Source organism: Kocuria sp. HSID16901 (genome assembly GCF_003989425.1).
Lineage (GTDB): Bacteria > Actinomycetota > Actinomycetes > Actinomycetales > Micrococcaceae > Rothia > Rothia massiliensis.
In genome coordinates, this window is record NZ_RBLM01000002.1 from 264,420 (window position 1) to 286,837 (window position 22,418).

Annotated in this window: 18 protein-coding genes and 2 tRNA genes; 14 read left to right on the forward strand and 6 right to left on the reverse strand. The window is 60.2% G+C overall.

The features are described from left to right. Window positions 1-14 precede the first annotated feature (14 nt). On the reverse strand, window positions 15-2,561 hold the full coding sequence (pepN, locus tag D8M21_RS03435) for an aminopeptidase N (RefSeq protein WP_126855656.1): 2,547 nt from the start codon (window positions 2,559-2,561) through the stop codon (window positions 15-17). A gap of 112 nt (window positions 2,562-2,673) precedes the next feature. Here pepN and D8M21_RS03440 point away from each other — a divergent pair, with 112 nt between their 5' ends. Both D8M21_RS03440 and D8M21_RS03445 read left to right on the forward strand, forming a co-directional pair. Continuing rightward, window positions 2,674-3,168 (forward strand): ribose-5-phosphate isomerase, encoded by a 495-nt coding sequence (locus D8M21_RS03440; protein ID WP_048678589.1) that lies wholly within the window; start codon window positions 2,674-2,676, stop codon window positions 3,166-3,168. A gap of 45 nt (window positions 3,169-3,213) precedes the next feature. Further along, the gene (locus D8M21_RS03445; protein WP_126855657.1) at window positions 3,214-4,104 is read left to right on the forward strand and encodes an Fpg/Nei family DNA glycosylase; all 891 of its coding nucleotides are present in this window, start codon (window positions 3,214-3,216) and stop codon (window positions 4,102-4,104) included. A gap of 9 nt (window positions 4,105-4,113) precedes the next feature. Here D8M21_RS03445 and D8M21_RS03450 read toward each other — a convergent pair whose 3' ends face one another. Together D8M21_RS03450 and D8M21_RS11250 are read right to left on the reverse strand one after the other, a co-directional pair. Continuing rightward, the gene (locus tag D8M21_RS03450; protein WP_048678165.1) at window positions 4,114-5,709 is read right to left on the reverse strand and encodes a nucleobase:cation symporter-2 family protein; all 1,596 of its coding nucleotides are present in this window, start codon (window positions 5,707-5,709) and stop codon (window positions 4,114-4,116) included. 185 nt (window positions 5,710-5,894) lie between these two features. Continuing rightward, on the reverse strand, window positions 5,895-6,056 hold the full coding sequence (locus D8M21_RS11250; protein ID WP_153245882.1) for a hypothetical protein: 162 nt from the start codon (window positions 6,054-6,056) through the stop codon (window positions 5,895-5,897). Here D8M21_RS11250 and D8M21_RS03455 point away from each other — a divergent pair. Then, on the forward strand, window positions 6,055-7,518 hold the full coding sequence (locus D8M21_RS03455) for an 8-oxoguanine deaminase (protein ID WP_082156590.1): 1,464 nt from the start codon (window positions 6,055-6,057) through the stop codon (window positions 7,516-7,518). The two genes, D8M21_RS11250 and D8M21_RS03455, sit on opposite strands and share 2 nt — an antisense overlap. Window positions 7,519-7,587: 69 nt before the next feature. On the opposite strand, the gene D8M21_RS03460 is transcribed toward D8M21_RS03455, so the two are convergent. Continuing rightward, window positions 7,588-7,661 (reverse strand) — tRNA-Gly (locus D8M21_RS03460). A gap of 118 nt (window positions 7,662-7,779) precedes the next feature. On the opposite strand from D8M21_RS03460, the gene D8M21_RS03465 reads away from it, so the two are divergent. From D8M21_RS03465 to D8M21_RS03495, 7 genes are all read left to right on the forward strand, one after another. Next, window positions 7,780-7,852, forward strand: a tRNA-Pro gene (locus D8M21_RS03465). A 153-nt stretch (window positions 7,853-8,005) separates the two neighbouring features. After that, on the forward strand, window positions 8,006-9,343 hold the full coding sequence (gene tig, locus D8M21_RS03470) for a trigger factor (RefSeq protein ID WP_048678166.1): 1,338 nt from the start codon (window positions 8,006-8,008) through the stop codon (window positions 9,341-9,343). A gap of 361 nt (window positions 9,344-9,704) precedes the next feature. Beyond that, complete coding sequence (locus tag D8M21_RS03475) at window positions 9,705-10,307, forward strand: ATP-dependent Clp protease proteolytic subunit (protein ID WP_048678593.1); 603 nt, start codon at window positions 9,705-9,707, stop codon at window positions 10,305-10,307. 59 nt (window positions 10,308-10,366) lie between these two features. Beyond that, window positions 10,367-11,050 carry an ATP-dependent Clp protease proteolytic subunit gene (locus D8M21_RS03480; RefSeq protein WP_048678168.1) on the forward strand — a complete coding sequence of 228 codons (684 nt, stop codon included), beginning with the start codon at window positions 10,367-10,369 and terminating at the stop codon, window positions 11,048-11,050. Between the two features lie 275 nt (window positions 11,051-11,325). After that, on the forward strand, window positions 11,326-12,618 hold the full coding sequence (gene clpX / locus D8M21_RS03485) for an ATP-dependent Clp protease ATP-binding subunit ClpX (protein ID WP_048678170.1): 1,293 nt from the start codon (window positions 11,326-11,328) through the stop codon (window positions 12,616-12,618). Window positions 12,619-12,806: 188 nt separating this feature from the next. Further along, a complete protein-coding gene (locus D8M21_RS03490) occupies window positions 12,807-13,295 on the forward strand; it encodes a hypothetical protein (protein WP_048678172.1) in 489 nt (162 codons plus the stop codon). Window positions 13,296-13,372: 77 nt separating this feature from the next. Beyond that, a complete protein-coding gene (locus D8M21_RS03495; protein ID WP_048678174.1) occupies window positions 13,373-13,993 on the forward strand; it encodes a mycothiol-dependent nitroreductase Rv2466c family protein in 621 nt (206 codons plus the stop codon). On the opposite strand, the gene D8M21_RS03500 is transcribed toward D8M21_RS03495, so the two are convergent. Both D8M21_RS03500 and valS read right to left on the reverse strand, forming a co-directional pair. Continuing rightward, complete coding sequence (locus D8M21_RS03500; protein WP_065424193.1) at window positions 13,990-15,441, reverse strand: LssY C-terminal domain-containing protein; 1,452 nt, start codon at window positions 15,439-15,441, stop codon at window positions 13,990-13,992. The two genes, D8M21_RS03495 and D8M21_RS03500, sit on opposite strands and share 4 nt — an antisense overlap. 112 nt (window positions 15,442-15,553) lie before the next feature. Next, window positions 15,554-18,172 carry a valine--tRNA ligase gene (valS, locus tag D8M21_RS03505; protein WP_048678176.1) on the reverse strand — a complete coding sequence of 873 codons (2,619 nt, stop codon included), beginning with the start codon at window positions 18,170-18,172 and terminating at the stop codon, window positions 15,554-15,556. A 119-nt stretch (window positions 18,173-18,291) separates the two neighbouring features. Between valS and D8M21_RS03510 the strand changes: the two genes are divergently transcribed. The 4 genes from D8M21_RS03510 (at window position 18,292) to D8M21_RS03525 (ending at window position 22,416) form a co-directional block, all read left to right on the forward strand. Next, complete coding sequence (locus tag D8M21_RS03510) at window positions 18,292-19,080, forward strand: SDR family oxidoreductase (RefSeq protein WP_048678178.1); 789 nt, start codon at window positions 18,292-18,294, stop codon at window positions 19,078-19,080. A gap of 3 nt (window positions 19,081-19,083) precedes the next feature. Beyond that, complete coding sequence (locus D8M21_RS03515) at window positions 19,084-19,824, forward strand: sirohydrochlorin chelatase (RefSeq protein WP_082156591.1); 741 nt, start codon at window positions 19,084-19,086, stop codon at window positions 19,822-19,824. 169 nt (window positions 19,825-19,993) lie between these two features. Continuing rightward, window positions 19,994-21,715 carry a nitrite/sulfite reductase gene (locus tag D8M21_RS03520; protein WP_082156592.1) on the forward strand — a complete coding sequence of 574 codons (1,722 nt, stop codon included), beginning with the start codon at window positions 19,994-19,996 and terminating at the stop codon, window positions 21,713-21,715. Further along, window positions 21,712-22,416: a phosphoadenylyl-sulfate reductase gene (locus D8M21_RS03525; RefSeq protein ID WP_048678181.1), complete on the forward strand. Its 705-nt coding sequence runs from the start codon at window positions 21,712-21,714 to the stop codon at window positions 22,414-22,416. Before D8M21_RS03520 ends, D8M21_RS03525 begins: the two co-directional genes overlap by 4 nt. The last annotated feature ends 2 nt before the right edge of the window (window positions 22,417-22,418 follow it).

Genomic DNA, 22,418 nt, shown 5'->3' on the forward strand with positions numbered 1-22,418 from the left:
ATGCGCTGACGACGTCAGGAAATGACGTCCGCCGACCTCACCCGCAGGGCACGCTCGATGGCGTCACGTCCCTCCATGACCTGTCGGCGGAGTGAATCCTTGCCCTCGCCAAGCTCCACCAGGAATTCCTCCGCGGCGTCGAGGACATCTCGATCCACAATCTGGGGGAACAGCCCCGAGATGATCTGCTGAGAGATCTCGTGGGAGAGCTCGCTCCAGACTCGTTCAATCGACGCGAAGTACCGGTCCACGAAAGGCCGGAGTAATGCATCACGGTTCGTCGCGTTGAATCCGGCAATGGCCGAACGCTGGATCACGTTGGGGAGTTCGTGGTGGTCCACCACCAAGTCCCACACCTTTTCTTTAGCTTCGAGGGTCGGCACGGCGGCCCGAGCCTGAGCGGCGCGCTGAGCGCCGGTCGAGGTGTTGTCTCGTGCTGCGAATTCGTCGACGTCCGTCACGCCTCGGCGGCCGGCGGCGACGAGCGCCGTCAGCATCTTCCAGGCAAGATCCGTATCGATCACGAGGCCTGGCAGGGTCACGTTTCCGGTGTACAAGCCTTCGAGGGTGTCGAGCTGTTCATCGGTGATCGCGTGCGTTGCGAAGGCCTGCACGAACTGGAGCTGGCGGTCAGATCCTTCGGGGGCGCCCTGCGAAATGTCCCACAGGCGATCGGCGGCCATCTCGCGGGTGTCTTCTTGCGCGTCCGAGCGGACGTACATACGCAACGTGGTGGCGAGATTCCGCAACTGCGTCAGAACCGTGGTCGAATCGGTCTCGGCGTCGATATTATTCAGAACCATTTCCACGAAACGACGGGCCGGAACCTGTCCATCCCGGGTGCTGTTCCATGCCGCGCCCCAGACGACGGCGCGCGGCAGGGACTCCTCGAAATCGCGCAGATGGACCTTGGCGTGGTGGAAGGAAACATCATCGAGCCGAACCTTGGCATAGGCCAGGTCCAGGTCGTTGAGGAGGAGCACCAAGGGACGGGGGCGTCCGGCGACGTCCGGAATTTCCGTCCGCTCTCCGTCGACGTCGAACTCCACGCCGTGAACGCGCACGAGCCGGCCATCGACGACGTCGTAGAATCCGGCCGTCATGCGGTGGGGACGGAGGGTGGGGTGCTCATTGGGCGCCGTCTGAATGACCTCGATGCGAACGATACGGCCTTCGTCGTCCACCTCGACGGAGGGGGTCAAGGTGTTGACTCCGGCCGTTTCGAGCCAGGCTTCGGACCATGAACGTAGCTCACGACCAGAGGTGGCCTCGAGTTCCGCCATCAAATCAGCGAGCGTGGCGTTACCCCAGGAATGCTTGTCGAAGTACTGATGGAGGGCCTTCATGAAGTGCTCTTGCCCGACCCAAGCAACGAGCTGGCGCAATACGGAAGCACCCTTGGCATACGTGATGCCGTCGAAGTTCACCTGAACATCATGGAGGTCCTTGATGTCCGCAACGATGGGATGGGTCGAGGGCAGCTGGTCTTGGCGATAGGCCCACGTCTTCTCCATCGCAGAAAAGGTGGTCCAGGCGTGGGTGAACCGGGTGTTTTCCGCGGCGCTGAGGTGGGACATGAATTCGGCGAACGACTCGTTGAGCCACAAGTCGTTCCACCACTTCATGGTGACCAGGTCGCCAAACCACATGTGTGCGAGCTCGTGCAGCACGGTGATCGCACGACGCTCGATCATCGCGTCGGTGGTCTTGGACCGGAAAATGTAATCCTCGAGGATCGTGACGCAACCGGCGTTCTCCATGGCACCGGCATTGAACTCGGGCACGAAAAGCTGATCGTATTTGGTGAACGGATACGGCACGCCGAATTGTTGTTCGTAAAATTCGAAGCCCTGCTTGGTCAACACGAAAATTTCCTCGGCATCGAGGTAATCCATGAGCGACCGACGAGCGTAGATATTCAGCGAAATATTCCGGCCGTCCGAGGACGTCACCTGGTCGGACAGGCTGGAGTACGGCCCCGCAACCAAAGCGGTGATGTAAGAAGAAATTCGGGGTGTCGTGGCAAAGGTCCAGACGTCGGCCTCGGCACCTTCCTCACGTCGTTCCACGGGCTCATTCGAAATGAGAGTCCATGATTTCGGCGCCGTGACGACGAACGTAAATTCGGCTTTGAGATCGGGTTGCTCGAATACCGCGAACATTCGGCGGGAATCGGGAACCTCGAACTGCGTATAAAGGTAGACCTCGTCGTCCACGGGATCGACGAATCGATGAAGACCCTCACCGGTATTGGTGTACATGGCGTCCGCCACCACCGTGAGTTCGTTCTGCTCCGCGAGGTCTGGAAGCTGAATGCGGACGCCGTCGGAAACGGCGGCGGGATCGAGTTCCCGGCCATTGAGCGTGACGGAATGAACCTGTTGCGTGATCGCGTCAATGAACGTGGATGAACCGGCCACAGCGTCGAAAGAGACGGTTGTGGTGGAGGTGAAGACGCTCTCCGAGGCGGTCAGGTCGAGGGTGACGCGGTAGGAGTGGACCTTCGTTACGGTCTCCGCGCGCGTCGCGGCTTCCTGACGCGTCAGATTGAGTCCTGGCATGTGTGTCGCCTTTCGAAGTGAAGTTGGTCTGACTCTCAGGCTATTACAGGAGCCGGTAGGCTTGAATCACCCACACGATGTCAGCATCAATTCTCTGAGGACGGATACCAACGTGCGTGTACATATAGCCACCGATCATGCAGGGCTCGAAACGAGCCGCTTCCTCGTCGAATCGTTGACGAGCCTCGGATACGATCTCGTGGACCACGGACCGAGGGAATACGACCCTCTCGATGATTACCCGAGTTTCTGCATTAATGCGGCTCTGGGCGTTCGCGCCGACAGGGAACGCGGGCTCGATTCCCTCGGTATCGTCCTCGGCGGCTCGGGAAATGGTGAGCAAATGGCCGCTAATAAAGTTCGGGGTATTCGCGCGGCCCTTGCATGGAATCACGAGACGGCCGCACTGGCTCGCGAGCATAACGACGCACACATTGTCGCCGTCGGCGGCCGTCAACACACGGTCGAAGAAGCCCTGGAGATCATTAAAGTTTTCCTCTCGACCGAATTTTCGGCCGAGGAGCGCCACGAACGGCGCATTGGGCAAATGGAAGAGTACGAAAATACGGGGCGCATCGCTGGCCACCACCTCGATTCGGATGACTAACTTTTCCGTCGTGGCTCTCGCCAACCGTACGGGCACGCACTAGCCATGCCCGAGGGACACTCGATTCATCGTCTCGCCCGTCAATTCCAGGACGTCATGGTGGGGCGGAAGCTCCGTGCCACGAGTCCTCAGGGGCGGTTCGCCAAGGGAGCGGCGCTCATCGACGGCGCCACGGCCGTATCGTCCCGCGCCGTCGGAAAACATTTCTTTCTGGAATTCGATCAACGGCTGACCCTCAACGTCCACCTGGGAATGTATGGTGCCTGGACTTTTGGTGGCGACGAGACTTTTCGGGCTGCCTCCTCCATTGGGGCGCCCAGAAAGATCGGGGAACGGGAACATGCCGACGAGTCCACGGGGCAGAAATATCACGGTCCGCCACCGCCTCGCCCGACGACCCGCGTCCGCCTCGAGTCCGAGCATGGATGGGCCGACCTCGTGGGAGCCACGACCTGTCGGATCCTGGAGCCTACTGGGGTTGCCGAGGTTTTGCGTCAACTCGGGCCGGACCCTCTAAACCCCGAGGCTGACCCGACCCCATTTCATCAATCCTGCGCCCGAACCTCGCGCCCCATCGCCGCGGTCCTGATGGACCAGAAGGCCATCGCGGGTATTGGCAATATCTATCGTGCGGAGTCGCTCTTTCGGGCTGGCCTCAATCCACACCGCGCGGCCTGCGAGCTGTCCGACGCCCAGATCGACTTGCTGTGGCGCGATACGGCCAAGCTCATGAGCGCGGGAGTGGAACTCGGCCGCATCGTCACGACGGCCCCAGAGCACCGATCCGGCCTAGATGCCGCCGATGCTTGGCCAGACCATGCTCACTACGTATATGGGAGGGCAGGTCAAACCTGTCGCGTGTGCGGAGAACGTTCCGTCGTCGTTGAGGACATGGCCGGACGGAAGCTGTATTGGTGCCGGACCTGTCAGGCCTAGCCATTCCTGCTATTCCTCGTTCTCGTCGATGACGCGGCGGATGTCCTCTTGGCACCTCACCTGGCCATGTTCCGCCGCTTCGACGACGATCTTGTGCTGACGGGCCGTCACCACGGGAACCTCTTTTCCCTGTGAGTCCACGATCGTGACATCCGTGATGGTGTCGCCTTCGGCAAGCAAGGCCTCGTCATTGATGAGTTTCTCGAGATCGTCCCAACGAATCACGCGCCCGGTACCGGCGACGAAAACCGAGCGATCCGAACGGTCTTGATCCTGGCCTCCGAGGTGATTGAAGACGAGGTTCAGAAGCACCGCCATGAGGGTCGCCGAAGAGATTCCCGAATGGAAGATGATGCCGATCCAGGAGGGGAAGCTGTGGTAAAAATTCGGCTCGACGACGGGAATGAGGCCGAAAGCCAACGACACGGCAACAATGATCATATTGAGATTGCCCTCGTATTCGACCTTGGACAACGTGCGGATGCCCGATGCCGCAACCGTGCCAAAGAGGACGACGCCGGCCCCGCCCAGCACCGGGGACGGCACGGCGGCTACCACACCGCCCATGACAGGTAGCAGCCCCAGCAGTACCAGGATGACGCCACCGGCGACCGTCACGAACCGGGACTTGACCCCGGTGATTGCCACGAGCCCGACATTCTGGGCGAAGGCCGATTGGGTGAACGAATTGAAAACCGGGGAAGCCGCAGAGGACAGCATGTCGGCACGCAAGCCATTGGCGATCCGTCGAGAATCCACTTTCGTCCGGACGATCCCACCCACGGCAATGATGTCTGCGGTGGTTTCGGCAAAGGTCACGATGATGACGATGAACATCGAGATGATCGCGGCTATGGAGAACGTCGGGAGGCCAAAAGCGAAAGGCTGAGGGAAAGCGACAATTCCCCGGTCGAGCACGCCCGAAAAGTCGGTCCAACCGAAAATCAGGGACACCACCGTGCCGATGACGATCGCGAGGAGGATGGACAAACGAGAGATCATCGGGACAGGTATTCGGCTCAGAATCAGCACCACGGCCAGTGTTCCGACGGCGATGAGAATATTCCGGGCGCTGCCGTAGTCGCTCGCTTCCGCATCGCCGCCCATGGCCCATCCCGCGGCAACTGGCATCAAAGACAGGCCAATGGTCGTGATGACGGTTCCCGTGACCACGGGCGGGAAAAACTTCACGATGCGAGCAAATGCGGGGGCGACGATCAGACCAATAACTGAGGCCACAATGACCGCGCCGAAGACGCCTTGAAGTCCATCGCCGGCCGCGAGAATCGACGTCATCGTGGCGACGCCGGAGAAGGACACGCCTTGAACCAAGGGCAGCTTGGACCCGAAAAACGGAACGCCAAAGGATTGAAGGATCGTCGCGAGACCACCCATGAACAGACACGAAGCAATCAACACGCTGATGCCACTGCTGTCGAGGCCCGCGGCGTTTCCGATGATCAGGGGAACGGCAATGATGCCGCCGTACATCGTGAGGACGTGTTGGAGTCCGTAGGCGAAGGAATCAGCGACGGGTAAACGCTCATCTTCCGGACGCTTCGTGGTTTCTGGGGGCTGGGTGGTGGATTGCTTGGAAGCCGACATCTGAACTCTCCATCGAGGGTGATGCGCAGCGATGGCTTCACACGCCAAACTCTGGGGGAGGCGGGAGTCTAAGAGCTGCACCGGACTGTTATATATTCCGTAATACGAAACCAAGTTTTCTTATCGTAAAATCGTAGATCGCCCGAGGTTAGTTGACAAGGACTTTTAGTGATTTTGAACACCTGTTAGAGTTCTTGCTGCCTATCGAGGGAGATTCCGACGTCAACTTCGAAGGCCGGCGGAGTAGCAGACGCCGTAAAACCTGAGCTGGTGGCTTCTGGTCCCATCTCAGTCGCCACTCCAAGGTCGAAATAGACCGCAGCAATGACGTGGAAGGCGACTGACATGGTGAAGCAACATGAGTTGAAGAACGAATCCTGCGTGGAGGTCACCGCGCATGGTGTGGCCGATCCGGAGAGGTATGGAGGCTCGCGATCCTCGACCGTCTGGATTAAGGACCCCCTCGCGATTCATCTGGGGCGCGGCGTGGATTCGTCCTCAGCGGCACGAGGAATCGTGGTCGACCTCAGCTCGGGAACCATTGTGGAACTCGTGCCGGCCGGAGGCGAACCAACCGGGGGTCCGACGTCGCTGAGGCAAATCGTTGACGCGAGCGAACATGTGGTAACTCCAGGCCTCGTCAATTCGCATCATCACTTTTACCAAACCCTCACCCGTGCATGGGCTCCCGTGGCCGACCTGCCTCTTTTCGGCTGGTTAACCAACCTCTATCCCGTGTGGGCTCGCCTCACACCTCGTGCCTTGGAGGTGGCAACAACGGTCGCCATGGCGGAACTGCTCGAATCTGGTTGTACGACGACATCCGATCATCACTACCTTTTTCCGGATGGGTTGGAAAATGCCATCGACATCCAGGTGGAGGTGGTGCGTCGCTTGGGCATGAGGGCGACGCTGACTCGCGGTTCCATGTCGCTGGGCGAGAACGAAGGGGGACTGCCGCCTCAAAACACCGTCCAGGACGCGGATGTGATCCTGGAGGACTCGCGGCGTCTCGTGAATAGCTACCACGAACGTGGTCCAGGGGCTCAGGTGCAGATCGCCTTGGCTCCGTGTTCCCCTTTCTCGGTGACCACGCACCTGATGCGAGACAGCGCCGACTTGGCACAAGAACTCGATGTTCGTTTGCACACCCACCTGGCCGAAACCCTCGATGAAGAGGACTTTTGCAGGGAACGGTTTGGCCTCCGAACGGTGGATTACCTGGATTCCGTGGGATGGCTCGGAGGCAGAACGTGGTTGGCCCACGGCGTACATTTTGATGACGAGGAGATCGCCCGGCTCGGTAGGGCGGGCGTCTCTGTGGCGCACTGCCCGACGTCTAATATGCGGCTGGCCTCCGGGATTGCCCGAGCCGTCGATCTCGAGGAGGCGGGAGTTGCGGTGGGACTTGGGGTCGACGGGTCGGCGTCCAACGACGCATCCAACCTGATACGAGAAGTGCGTCAGGCCCTGTATCTTCAACGACTACGCTTCGGCACCGAGCGGGTGACGAGTCAACGAGTTTTGGACTGGGGTACGCGTGGTTCAGCACGCGCGCTCGGGCGCCAGGATATTGGGAGTATCGAAGTGGGGCGGCAAGCCGATCTGGCCATGTTCCGGCTCGATGGCTTCGCCTTTTCCGGGGCACATGACCCACTTGCCGCGCTGGTGTTGTGCGGCGCGGAGAAGGCCGATCGTGTGATGGTGGCGGGTCAGTGGAAGGTGATGGACGGTCGAGCCATCGGGTTGGACCGGGATGCTTTGATGGCCGAACACCGAGAAGAAGCCCTTCGGCTGGTTCATCAGTAGTACGGGAGCGTCCGGCTGGTTAAAGCACAAGGCCCCAACTTCAGTGAAGTTGGGGCCTCGTGACCTACGTGGAGGGGATGACGGGAATCGAACCCGCGTAATCAGTTTGGAAGACTGAGGCTCTACCATTGAGCTACATCCCCGTGCGAACCTCGACTATATAACCCCAATCGAGAACGGTTCGTCAAATCCGCCTCTGAACCGTGTCGCGGGAAAAATTCGCGGATTCCCGATTTGGCGCATAAACTAGCCTTTGCCTCACGGGGCGTAGCGCAGTGGCTAGCGCGCCTGCTTTGGGAGCAGGAGATCGCAGGTTCGAGTCCTGTCGCCCCGACGTTGGAACACCGGCTCTGGTGGATACGGCCGACTTCGCTGTATCTGTGCCGCTTACGGTGTGACTCTGACACCTGAAGATTGCAGAGCAATTCGACACGTCCGGCACCCCGCCGGACGGAAACCGTCCCCGACTTGTAGGAGATCAACGGAAGTGAAGACCGCCGTCGAGAAACTGAACCCGACCCTGGCCAAGATCCAGGTGGATGTTCCTTTCGAGGAATTCAAGCCGTTTCTCTCCAAGACGTACAAGGAACTGGCTGAGCAGATCCAGATGCCGGGCTTCCGCAAGGGAAAGATTCCGAACCAGCTCATTGAGCAGCGCGTCGGCTTCGATTTCGTCGTCGAGAATGCCCTCAACGAGGGCCTGAACGGTTTCTACCAGCAGGCATTGACCGAAAATGAGCTGACCCCGCTGGCTCAGCCCGAGGTCGAGGTTCAGCAGAAGCCCGAAGAGAACGCTCGCGAAGCGGATGTCTCCGTGTCGATTCAGGTTGTTGTTCGCCCCGAGGTTGAGTTGCCGGATTACTCCGGCCTTAAGGTCGAGGTCGACGCCGCAGAGGTCACCGCCGAAGACGAGCAGAAGGCGCTCGACGAGCTCCGCGGCCGTTTCGGAACGCTGAAGGCCGTAGACCGTCCCGCCGCTGAAGATGACTTCGTGACCCTCGATCTCAACGCCATGATTGGTGACGAAGAGGTCGACGCCGCGAACGATCTCTCGTACCAGGTGGGCGCTGGCACCATGCTCGACGGATTGGACGAAGCCATTACTGGCCTCTCCGCCGACGAGGATGCGACCTTCGAGACCACTCTCGCTGGTGGCGAGCACTCGGGCGAGGCCGCGACCGTCAAGGTTAGGGTCACCGCCGTCAAGGAGCGCGAGCTTCCCGAGGCCGATGACGAGTTCGCTCAGATGGCTTCCGAATTCGACACGATCGAAGAGCTCAAGGAAGACCTGAAGAAGCAGGCCGCTCAGGGCAAGGTCGTCGAGCAGGGTAACGCCGCTCGCGACAAGGTTCTCGAGCGCCTCCTCGAATTGGTCGAGGTGCCGGTCCCGGAGAAGGTCATCGAAGACCAGATGGAGCAGCACTTCAAGCAGGAGAACTCCGAGCAGGACCACGACACTGAGGAGCACCGCGCCGAGGTTCGGGAGAACACCGAGCGTGCATTCCGTAACGAGGTCGTGTTGGACGCGATCGCCGATAAGGAAGAGGTCGGCGTCGAGCAGTCCGAACTGATCGACTACATCATTTCGATGTCTTCGCAGTACGGCATGGACCCGAACCAGTTCGCTCAGATGCTGGATTCCTCCGGCCAGGCCGGCATGATGGTCGGCGAGGTCCGCCGCTCCAAGGCGCTGGCCAGCGTGTTGGAGAAGGCAGAGGTCGTGGACACCGAGGGTAACTCCGTGGACCTCTCCTCCTACATCAAGCCGCAGGGCGACGGCGAGACCGTCGAAGCTGAGAAGGACTCCGAAGCGGACGCATCCTAACTCCTAGGCTTTGGAGCGCAGCCCTCAGCACAGGGTTGCGCGACATTCACCTCATGAAGGCGCCCCACCGGGTTTCGGTGGGGCGCCTTTGGCGTACGTTGCAACGTCGGCTCGGGAATGGCCGACAGCGAAACCATGTCGGCCGAGACGGTTAACTGGAACGCCAACAGCGAACTATTGAGGAGTACCCAGGCCTGAAGGGCCAACGACTACTAGTGTCGAAGGCAGCATACGAGGCCCACCCGATGTGTTTTTACGAGGTGGGCGACGTCGAACATCGAGAGAGGTCAATAGCACCATGGCTCATAACCTTCCTTACGGCGAGAGCACCGCGCGGGATACATCCAGCGGCCGTCCCATGATGAGTCGGGAAGCAGGAAACGGTCAGGACGACCACGTATATAACCGTCTCCTCAAAGAACGCATCATTTGGTTGGGTTCGGAGGTCCGTGACGACAACGCCAACCTCATCTGCTCCCAGATGCTCTTGCTGTCCTCTGAGGATCCCAGCTCAGACATCTACCTGTACATTAACTCGCCGGGTGGATCGATCACGGCGGGCATGGCCATCTACGACACGATGCAGTTGATTCCGAACGACGTCGTGACCATTGCCACCGGCATGGCGGCCTCGATGGGGCAGTTCTTGCTCTCCTCCGGAACCCCGGGGAAGCGCTATGCCACGCCGAACGCTCGTATCCTCATGCACCAGCCTTCGGGCGGCATTGGGGGTACCGCGTCCGATATCCGGACCCAGGCCGAATTGATCCTCTCCATGAAGCGTCGGCTCTCGGAACTCACTGCCGAGCAAACGGGCAAGACCGTGGAACAGATTCTGGAAGACAACGACCGGGACAACTGGTTTACGGCCGACGAAGCCCTCGAATACGGATTCTTTGACCACATTGCGCAGAGCGCCAACTCCGTGGCCGGTGGCGGCGGAACGCTCAAGGACGAGAAGTAGGGCATACCGCGGCGTTACGCCCGGAGACCACGTCAAAGATTTTTGGAGGAAAAACACTCATGAACTTCACTTCACCGCAGCCACAGGCGCCCCAGGCCGCCGGCGTTGAGATGCCCAGCAACCGATACGTGCTTCCGAGCTTCGAGGAGCGGACTCCCTACGGCTACAAGCGCCAGGATCCGTATGCGAAGCTCTTCGAGGATCGCATCATCTTCCTCGGTGTACAGGTCGACGACGCGAGTGCCGACGACATCATGGCTCAGCTCTTGGTTCTGGAGGCCCAGGACCCTGATCGCGACATTACGATGTACATCAACTCGCCGGGCGGTTCCTTCACCGCGATGACGGCCATTTACGACACGATGCAGTACATCCGGCCGGAGATTCAGACCGTATGCCTGGGCCAGGCCGCTTCGGCCGCATCCGTGCTTCTGGCCGCAGGTACTCCCGGCAAGCGTTTGGCCTTGCCGAACGCCCGCGTGCTGATTCATCAGCCCGCTTTGGCCGGTCAGCAGGGTGGTCAGGCGTCGGACATCGAGATTCACGCCAATGAGGTCATGCGCATGCGCACCTGGTTGGAGGACACCCTCGCTTTGCACTCGGGGAAGAAGTCCGCCGAGGTGAATAAGGACATCGAGCGAGACAAGATTCTGACCGCCAAGGACGCCTTGGACTACGGACTGATCGATCAGGTCTTGGATTCCCGAAAGATCAATAAGCCGCAGATCAACACGGCGGACTAGTCACCGAATGGGCGACATCATGTGTCGCATCGAGACGGCGTCGGAACCCGGAAACACGCCGGGGCCGACGCCGTCGTCGCACTCACGGTGACCTCACGCGCCGCATTGTGACGCACCGCGTGAAGCTCTAAAACTCCTGGTGAACCTTGCCGGCAAACTTGCCGAGGAGAGCGTCACAAGGTGCTTCAGCATGTAGCCTAGGAGGGCGAGTCATGTACGCCGCACGGAGACGGCGAAGATTCGCGACGCACCACCTTCAGGAATGAGGAGCCAGCATGTCGAGAATCGGTGAAAGCACCGACCTCCTAAAGTGTTCTTTCTGTGGAAAGTCCCAAAAGCAGGTGCGGAAGCTCATCGCGGGACCCGGCGTGTACATCTGTGACGAGTGCATTGAGCTGTGCAACGAGATCATCGAAGAAGAGCTGGCCGAGGTGGCCGAGATTACTTCGATGGAGTTGCCCAAGCCTCGAGAGATTTTCGAATATCTGCAGGAATTCGTCATCGGACAAGAGCCCGCCAAGCGGGCACTGTCGGTTGCCGTGTACAACCACTACAAACGAATTCAGGCCAAGGACTCCGTCACGCCACAGAGCGGTGAATCCCTCCTTGCCACCGGTGGCGAGGATGTTGACCTCGCCAAGTCGAATATTCTCCTGGTGGGCCCCACCGGCTCCGGTAAGACGTATTTGGCCCAGACGCTTGCTAAGAAGCTCAACGTCCCGTTTGCCATGGCCGATGCCACGAGCCTGACGGAAGCCGGCTACGTCGGCGAAGACGTCGAAAACATCCTTCTCAAGCTCATTCAGGCCGCCGACTACGACGTCAAGAAGGCCGAAACGGGCATCATCTATATCGACGAGATCGACAAGATCTCTCGGAAGTCTGAGAATCCCTCGATTACACGAGATGTCTCCGGTGAAGGCGTGCAACAGGCCCTCCTGAAAATTCTGGAAGGCACCGTCGCCGCGGTTCCTCCCCAGGGAGGCCGTAAACATCCGCAACAAGAATTCCTGCAGATCGACACCACCAATGTGTTGTTCATTGTTGCTGGCGCCTTTGCCGGCCTGGAAGAAATCGTGGGTTCGCGCGTCGGCAAAAAGGGAATTGGTTTCGGAGCCCCGATTCAGGAAGCCTCCAAAGAATCAGACATTCTCCGCAAGCTTCTTCCGGAAGATCTCCTCAAATTTGGCCTTATTCCTGAATTCATCGGACGCTTGCCCGTCCTCACCAGTCTCTCTGGCTTGGACGTCGAAACCCTCAGCCGGGTTCTCACGGAACCCCGAAACGCCCTCATCAAGCAATATAAGCGCATGTTCGCATTGGACGATGTCCACCTCGAGTTTGAGGATGGGGCAGTCCGTGCCGTCGCCGAACTCGCCGCGCAGCGTGGAACAGGCGCCCGTGGCCTCAGGGCCATCCTGGAAGACCTCCTGCAACCCGTCATGTTCGACATTCCCTCCAGGGAGGAGATCGCGCAGGTCATTGTGACCGAGAAAGTGGTCACCGACGGCGAGGAGCCTACCTTGGTTACGCGCGTTTCTGACGATCGGAAGAAATCGGCGTCATAGGCAAAGGACGACACATTCGCGTTTGATGGTGACATGCATCATATGATTTGGTCACGATCCGGTTACAAACCGGGTGTCGCCGGTATTTCTGATTAAGGTTTGATCAAGATTCTTCGGTGAGCTTGAGCGGCCTCCGGGCGCGTGCTTAAGTAGATCTCGGCTCAACGAGAAATACCGGAGGAGATGAGATGCATCGTATCGTCAGAATTGCTGTTTCCATTTTCCTTTTGGTGACGTCTTTTTTCGTGATTACCGTGTTGAGGGATCACGGGATGCTCTCGTCTTCGGAGCAAGCCGGTGGCTTTGCCATTATGGCGGTCGTAATCGGAGGTATTCGCGCGGTCATGTATGCGGCGGATTGCCGTCAGGGATTTGATCATGAGATCCACACCAAGGATTCCGTTACCGCCGAGACGCTGCTGTTTGCGGGTGGGCTCATGTATGCCTGGCTCACCCTGGGAATTCTGGTCGGTACAGGGGGAGTGAGCCCTAGCTACGAAGAGGTCATCAAGCCGTTTCTCGGATGGGCCTCGCTGGTCGTCGTGGGGCTGACCGTTGTCCTGTATTGCATGGGTACGTACCGTCTTCGTCGGGGAGAGTTCTCGCTCGGTGGACGCAGCTCGGATGAGCGGCGTGAGCAAGTGGCCCGTGAATTGACTCACCGTTGGCGGGCATAAAACTCACGGCTCGTTCGTTGAACTCTCCGAAAGATCGATGGTGCATCGAGTAGCAATCTGGCAGGAGAGAACGAAACATGACTCAGCACGCTGAATACTGGTTTGACCCGATTTGCCCTTGGGCTTGGATGACCTCGCGGTGGATGACTGAGGTTTCCCAGATTCGCGACGTCGAGGTGACCTGGCATCCGTTTAGCTTGGCAATCCTCAACGAGGGCAAGGACCTCGACCCCGGATATCGGAAGCACATCGATGATTCGGTGGGCCCGGCTCGCGTGGCCATGGCCGTTCGCGAAGAAGCCGGCCAGGAAAAGGTCAAAGCGTTCTACGACGCCGTCGGGACGGCGATCCACCCAGAGAACACGGGTGAAGAGGATAGCCGCCAACGGTATCAGAAGGCCATCGACAAGGCCCTCGCGGAGGTCGGCCTGCCAGCGGAGCTTGGTGAATACGCGGATCAAGACGTCTACGACGAAAAGCTCCGTGAATCCAACGCTCGAGCTTTGGGTCTCGTGGGCGACGACGTCGGAGTACCGATCATTTCGATCGACGGCACGGCCTTCTTCGGCCCCGTGATGTCACCGGCTCCCAAGGGGGAAGAGGCTGGCCGAGTGTGGGACGGTGCGGTGGCCCTGGCCTCGTACCCAGGTTTCTTCGAACTCAAGCGGTCCAGGACCACCGGACCCATCTTCGACTAATTCCCTGACGAGTCTCGCGAAGAGCGCCGGGCCTTCTTAGCCTGGCGCTTTTCTTGTGTGCTGGCCCAGGTGTAATTGAGAGCTTCGTCTGAGGTATAGGAAATCATGGCGAAGACTTGGCTGGCCATCAGCACAAAGACCGCGTACACATTGGAGGAATCTCCCGTGTCGGTCACGATCTGAACCGCGATGATGATGAAGCTGATGCACAGCAGCGCCAACAAGATCTGCCGTGCCCGGTTATGGCCTCGCAGCACGTTGATCGCCAGCAACACCTGAAGGATCGCGGCCACGGTGATGGCCAGTGAAGCGCCGGCCACCACAAAGGTCCAGAAGTCGCTTCCGGTGTCGGTGCCAAAATTCTCGGCGGATGCCAGCAGATCGGTGGAAAGGTTCTCCTGAACACCGGGTCGGTAGAACAGCATGAGGGTCCGCACGATTTGCAACAGAGCCACCAGGGTGACGAGTGCGCCGGCAATCCAGACGTCGGGCGGCGTCTTTTTGGCCAATTCCGCGATGTTTCGGTGCTTCTGGTCGGGATCGCGATCTGACTCGCTCTCGTGATCGCCGGGAACAACCTCGTCGAGATCAAGGATCGGCAGGTGACCGTCGGTCTTGATCTCGTCACCACCACCGTTACGCGAATTGTAGTCACCCATGAAGTTCTCGAGCCGGTCCTCGGTGACTTCCGGGTTCTTGTACTGGATGGTGGAGACGACGTAGTCACGCTCGAGGTCGGTATCGGAATCGACCTTATGGGTCACCTGAAAGGTGAACAGGGATACGCCGACGGCGTTGTCGTAGGTCGCAGCGGCCAGCCAATTGACCTTTTTGCCGCCGGGGAGGCTCCAGTCTTTGGGTGTTTTCCAGAAGCGGACGTGGTGCCGCTTGCTGGGATTCCCGTTGACCTCTTGCTGGTACGCAAAATCCTGCTGGCGGCCGAACAGCAGAAGCGGACTCACCGGTGCTTCAGGGTAGGAGGATTTGCGTACGGAGGACACGATGATGCGCCAGGAACTCTTGAGGGTCACAGGTTCGGCTTTGGTCCACCCCGCGCGCGTCATGGCCTCGTGAATGTCATCCTCTTCGGCAATGAGCGCGAGGTTGACCGGGTCGCCTAGAAGCCCATCGCCCGTTTGCGTGCGTCCAAAAAAGTAGTTGGGCACGTAGATGTTGGTGAGGATGCGGTGCATCCGGGGGAGGGTCAGGTACGAGGCGAGCGCCCAAAAAATCAAGATAAAGAGCACGGACCACCAGCTCAGGTGGACGGCTTCGGTCAGGGAGACGACGGCGAGCCACAGGCCTGCTAACCCAGCGAAAATGAAGTAGACCTGGTCCGAAAAGCCGTTGAAGAGTCGGCGTCCATCGGCAAATTGTTGTTTGATGCGGCTTTCACCGGTCTTGTCGGTGTCGCCTTGATAGACGGGGTAATTCGGGTCGTCCCGCATGCTTGTCCTGCTTTCTTCCGGCCGAAGCCTGCCCCGCAGCACGTGTGTGACTGCCGGGCAGGCTGCCGGAGGTGGTTCCGGTGCGTGGTCCACCAGGGGGTGGGGTTGCTGGTTACTCCCCGGGGATCAGCTCGACCGCGGAGACTGCTAGCTCACCCTCGGCTTCGGTCAGCGTGAGTTCTTGAGCATTGCCGGCTGCCTTGAGATCGCCGATTCCCGCGCGGAGCTGATCCAGCTGTCTTGCGGGTCCGGAGATGGTGGCCGAGGCAACTTCGGTGCGTTGCTTGACCTTGGCTTCCGACTTGGACTTGCGTAGCCCCGAAAGGGCCTGTCCCACCACGGTGAGCACCTCGATATCTCCGGCGGAGGCGACGTCGTCCCAGCCCTGCGACGTCGGCCAGGAAGAGCGATGCACCGAGCCTTCCCGCCACCAAGACCACACTTCTTCGGTCGCGAACGGCAGGAAGGGGGCGAAGAGTCGCAAAACGGCGTCGAGGGTCGTCGCCAGAGCCGCGTGTACCGAGGCCTGCTCTTCCGGTCCGCGAGCGCCATAGGCGCGGTCCTTGACCAGCTCGACGTAGTCGTCGGTGAAGGTCCAGAAGAAGGACTCGGTCAATTGCAATGCCCGAGCGTATTCATAGTTATTGAAAGCATCGGTGGCCGCCTCGATGACCTGCCGCAGCTGGGCCAAGAGGGAACGGTCGAGCCCTTGAGTCACGACGTCTGCAGATACTCCACGGCCGATGACGGAAGACTGGTCCACGCCCTGCATGAGCACGAACTTCGAGGCGTTGAGCAGCTTGATGGCCAAGCGACGCCCAATCTTCATTTGGCCCTCGTCGTAGGCGGTGTCGGCACCCAAGCGGGCCGAGGCGGCCCAGTACCGTACGGCGTCGGCCCCGTGATTCTTCAGAACCTCGTCGGGCACGACGACATTGCCCTTCGACTTGGACATTTTCTTTCGGTCGGGGTCAAGGATCCATCCTGAGAGGGCCGTGTTGGTCCACGGAATGGTTCCGGCGAGGGTCTCGGCGCGCACCACGGAGCTGAATAGCCAGGTCCTGATGATGTCGTGGCCCTGGGGGCGGAGATCCATGGGGAAAGTGACCTTGTGGAGGTCCGGATTCACGGCCCAACCCGTGGCGATTTGCGGGGTAAGGGAGGACGTGGCCCAGGTGTCGAGCACATCGGGGTCGGCTGTGAAGCCTCCCGGCTGGTCACGTTGCGATTCCTGGTAGCCGTTGGGGGCTTGCGCGGCCGGGTCGACGGGCAGTTGGGCCTCGTCGGGGATGATGGGGCGATCGTATTGCGGGTCGCCGTTGTCGTCGAGCGCGTACCACAGCGGGAAGGGAACGCCGAAAAACCGTTGACGGGAGATCAGCCAGTCACCGTTGAGCCCTTCGACCCAATTTTCGTACCGGGAACGCATGAAGCTTGGATGCCATTGAATTTCTTGGCCGCGTTCGATGAGGTCTTGCCGACGGTCCGCGTCTCGTCCGCCATTGCGGATGTACCACTGGCGCGAAGTCACGATCTCCAGGGGCTTGTCGCCCTTTTCGTAGAACTTCACCGGGTGCTTGATGGGCTTGGGATCGCCATCCATCTCGCCGGACTCAACGAGCATTTCAACGACGGCCTTCTGAGCCGAAAAGACTGTGGCTCCTGCCAGGCGCTCGTACCGTTCACGTGCGGACGGTTCGGTGATCCACTCAGGCGTTTCACGGGAGAATCGACCATCCCGACCAATGAGCGCACGGGTGTCCAAGTTGAGTTCGCGCCACCAGGTCACGTCGGTCGTGTCACCGAACGTACAGATCATGGCGATTCCGGAGCCCTTGTCGGGTTGTGCAAGCGTGTGTGCCTTGACCGGAACATCCACTCCAAATAGGGGAGAAGTCACGGTCGTCCCGAACAGGTCCTGGTACCGCTCGTCATCGGGATGAGCCACCAAAGCGACACAGGCAGGCAACAGCTCGGGTCGAGTGGTTTCGATCCACACGGGGTCCCCGTTGGGGCGGTGGAAGCTCACGCGGTGGTATGCGCCGTCGCGCTCTTTATCCTCGAGCTCCGCCTGCGCGACCGCGGTGCGGAACGTGACGTCCCACATGGTCGGAGCTTCAGCCATGTAGGCGTTACCGGCCTCCAGGTCTTTGAGGAAAGCGAGCTGGGAAACCTTGCGGGAGTGGTCATCAATCGTGCGGTACGTGCGCTTCCAGTCCACCGAAAGGCCGAGCGTCATGAACAGGTGCTCGAAGACTTTTTCGTCGTCCACGGCGAGCTCTTCACACAGTTCGATGAAGTTCGCACGGGAGATAACGTCCCAGTCGCGTTGGTTCTTGGCGGGCTTCTCCGGGGGACGATAGCCCTCGATGTAGGGCTTGGAAGGGTCGCAACGGACGCCGTAGTAGTTCTGGACGCGGCGTTCGGTGGGCAGACCGTTATCGTCCCAGCCCAAGGGGTAAAAGACGTTCTTGCCGGTCATGCGTTGGTAGCGCGCGATGACGTCGGTCTGTGTGTAGGAGAACATGTGGCCGACGTGAAGTGATCCCGACGCCGTCGGAGGCGGCGTATCGATCGAGTACACGGATGCACGATCGGTGTTCTCGTCAAATGCGTAGGTTTCTTGTTCGCGCCACTGACGCGAGTATTTTTCCTCGAGCCCTTCGAGTCCGGGCTTGTCGGGAACGGTCACTGTGGTGGGCGTGTCTGTGCCCTGCGTGTTTTCAGCCATGGGGACATTCTGTCACGCTCGGCTCTTTCTGATTCGGACGGTGAGACGCGTCATGACGTGCCGGTACGTATCGTGCAATGTTTGACCCGCGACGGGCTGGAGATTTGTAGGCTGGACTCATGACCTCACCACGTGCGCAGTCCACCCATCGTTCTCACCACGTCGCCGTCGTGACCGGCGCTAGCTCCGGAATCGGACGAGAAACGGCCCGTCAGCTCGCCGAACTAGGCTGGACCGTCTATGCGGTTGCCCGCCGAGTCGAACGTCTGGAAGGCCTGGCCGAGGAAACCGGCGTGATTCCCCACCCACTGGATATCACGGACGCCGACGGCGCACGAGAACTCGCCGAGCGCGTCATCCAAGAACAGGGGACCGTGGATACCTTGGTCAATATTTCGGGTGCGGCCTTCGGCACGGACAACGTCGGTGAGGGCAACCCCCAAGATTGGGAGGCGATGTACCGATTGAACGTGCTGGGAACGTTGCACATGGTGCAAGCCTTTCTCCCCGCGTTACGTGCCAACGGTGAAGGAACGATTTTCAACCTCACCTCGACGGCGGCAGAGGCCGCCTATGAGGGTGGAGGCGGTTACAACGCCGCGAAGTTTGGTGAACGGGCCCTGACGCGTGCGTTGCGACTCGAAGAGGCGGAGCATAATGTGCGCGTCCTGGAGCTGGCTCCGGGCATGGTGCACACCGAAGAATTTTCGGTCAATCGCCTCGGAGGTAACGAAGACGCCGCTGAGAAGGTCTATGAGGGCGTCGACAAACCGTTGACCGCCGAGGATGTCGCGCGAGTTGCGGTTTTCTCATTGACATTGCCGCATCACATTAACCTGGACTCGATCACGATGCGCCCCGTCGCGCAAGCGGCCCAGCACAAAGTCATCCGCTCCACGGATCGGTAACTCATGGACCACGACGGTGCAGCATCGACCCATCTTGTGGCGTGTGGGCACGGAACTCGGGACCCACGAGGGCAAGAAACGATGGCCGCACTCGTCCGGACCATTGCGCAACTCGCGGACGGGCCCGTACACGGGGCCTCCGTGGACGTTCAGGAGCCGGCAGTCGGCGACGTCGTCGAAAGGTTGCCCCCGGACTCTCGATGCCTGGTGATGCCACTGCTCCTGTCCACCGGGTTTCACACGAACGTGGACCTGATGCGTGCGGCGGAACGACGGAGAACATCGGGCGGACACGATAAGGGATCAGGACCAGCGCTCGTCTCCGCGCCCCTTGGCCCATCCGCCGATCTGGCGCGGCTGCAGGCTCGCAGGCTCCAAGAGCGTGGATGGCACAGAGACCACCCTGTGGTCATGGGCGTCGTCGGCTCGTCGGTCGCCGCTGGGCGGACCGATGCCCTAAAGCAAGCGGATTTCCTCAGCCAAGAACTCGGCATCCCCGTACGCGTGGGGTATGGTGCGGCGGCGAAACCGACCGTGAGCGAAGCGATCCAAGAGCTCAGCTCTGGGGGAGACCGGACGGTCTACGTCTCCTCATACATCCTGGCTCCGGGAGTATTCCAGGACCGGTTGGAGCGCACCAGCGCACGCGTCGCCGGACCATTACTGCACATCTCCGACCCAGAATCGTTGGAGCTCGTCGCACACCTAGCCTTGGCCCGAGCCCGCGAAAAATTACGCGATTAGGCCCGGACGCATTCCGGCCGTTGCCAGTAGCGCCGACCAGACGACATGACCCGCAATATGTCCGAAGCCATGACGCCACGTGACGTGGTCTGTGACCTCCCGAGACCTTGTATTGATGCGTGTTGAGAGGCACTTTCCCCAAGCCATCCCGTGTTCCTAGAGTTCCATCATGGTTTCAGACACACGGGAAAGCGCGGGGAGTAACAGCGCGACGAAACGGCGCGCGAAAAAGCCCAACGCACAGTGGAAAATCGACGGCACCGCCCCGATGAACCACAATGAAGAATTCAAACTCGACGACAACGGTCTCAACGTGCGCGAGCGCATCGAAAGCACCTACGCCGCCGAAGGCTTCGATGCAATCACCGACGACGACCTCCACGGAAGATTCCGCTGGTGGGGTCTCTACACCCAACGGCGTCCAGGAATCGACGGCGGGCGCACCGCCACCCTCGACACCCGCGAACTCGAAGACCGCTACTTCATGATGAGAATCCGCCTCGACGGCGGAACCCTCACCCGCGAGCAACTACAAACCATCGCCGGTATCTCGGAAGAATTCGCCCGCGGTACCGCGGACCTCTCCGACCGGCAAAACATCCAGCTGCACTGGATCCGCATCGAAGACGTCCCCGAAATCTGGCGGCGACTCGAAAACGTCGACCTCTCCACAACCGAAGCATGTGGCGACGTCTCCCGCGTCATCCTCGGATCACCCGTGGCCGGCGTCTCAGAGGACGAAATCCTCGACCCCACCCCAGTAATTCAAGAGATCCGAAGCCGTTTCATCGGAGATCCCGAGCTGTCAAACCTGCCCCGCAAATTCAAGACGGCGATCAGCGGCCACCCGAGCCAAGACGTGGTCCACGAAATCAACGATATTTCCCTCATCGGCATCGACCACCCCGAGTACGGTCCCGGATTCGACCTGTGGGTCGGCGGCGGATTGTCCACCAACCCCAAATTGGCCCTGCGGCTTGGAGCCTTCGTACGCCCCGAGCAGGCCCCCGAGGTCTGGCACGGCGTCATCCGGATCTTCCGTGACTACGGATACCGGCGGCTGCGCAACCGCGCACGCCTCAAATTCCTCATGCAAGATTGGGGACCCGAAAAATTCCGCGAGGTCCTAGAAACCGAATACCTCGGATACCAGTTGAGCGATGGCCCTGCACCGCCCACGCCACAGCACCCGGGCGACCACGTCGGGGTACACCGCCAAAAGGACGGCAAAAATTACATCGGGCTCAGCCCCGTCGTCGGACGAGTCAACGGCGGAACTCTGCGAGCGCTCGCGGACCTCATGGAACAGTACGGAACCTCTCGTCTGCGGACGACGCCGTATCAAAAGGTTGTGGTGCTGGACATCGATTCTTCCGCTTCGGACGAGTTCGTGGAGAAGGCCCGGGAACTCGGCCTCGAGGCCACACCGTCGGTCTTTCGGCGAGACACGATGGCCTGCACCGGACTGGAATTTTGCAAGCTTGCGATCGTCGAGACCAAGGCGACGGCGGCCAGGATCGTGGACGACCTGGAAAAGCGCCTTGCGGACGTGAGAGAGGAGTTGCCGGAGCAATTAACCCTTTACATCAACGGCTGCCCGAACTCGTGTGCCCGCATTCAGACGGCCGACATTGGCCTCAAAGGGCAGCTCATCCCCGATGGCCATGGCGGACAAACATCGGGCTTCCAGGTCCACCTGGGCGGGGGCTTGGCGGATCATCACAACGACGGCGCTGGAGGGCTCGGCCGTACCGTCCGAGGCCTCAAGGTCGCCTCCGACGACGTCGCCGAATACGTCGATCGAGTGGTCCGGCGCTACATTTCGAGCCACTCGTCCGGCGAGTCGTTCGCCCAGTGGGCACATCACGCGACCGAGGAGGAACTGGTATGACACAGCTTCGAGAATCACGATTGCAAGAAGCAGCACAGGATGCCTCGCACGCGCTCGGCGAGAACGCGACGGCTGAGGAAGTCATCGATTGGGTTGCGCAGAATTTCGACACTCATCAGGTGGCGGTGGCATGTTCTATGGCCGACGCCGTGCTTCCCGCTTTGGTCGCGGAGCGTTTGCCAGGCGTGGACGTGCTATTCCTCGACACCGGATATCACTTTGGTGAAACCCTCGGGACCCGTGACCTCGTGCAAGAGAAACTGGACGTCAATGTCGTCGACCTCACCCCGGAATTGTCCGTGGCCGAGCAGGACGCCGAGTACGGCAAGGACCTCTTTGCGAGGGACCCCGCGGCGTGCTGCCGGATGCGCAAGGTTGAGCCCCTCAATAAGGCACTGAGCGGCTACGAGGTGTGGTTCACGGGCGTTCGTCGAGACGAAGCCCCGACGCGAACCAATACGCCCCTGATCACCTGGGACGATTCCCACCGGCTCATCAAGGTTAATCCGCTGGCGACCTGGAGCTTCGACGATCTCGTCGACTACGCGAATGAACATCAAGTACCCGTGAACATGCTGCTCACCAACGGGTATCCCTCGATCGGGTGCGAACCGTGCACACGACCCGTAGCTGAGGGTGAAGATCCGCGGTCCGGCCGTTGGGCCGGCTCCTCCAAAACGGAATGCGGAATTCACCTGTGAAC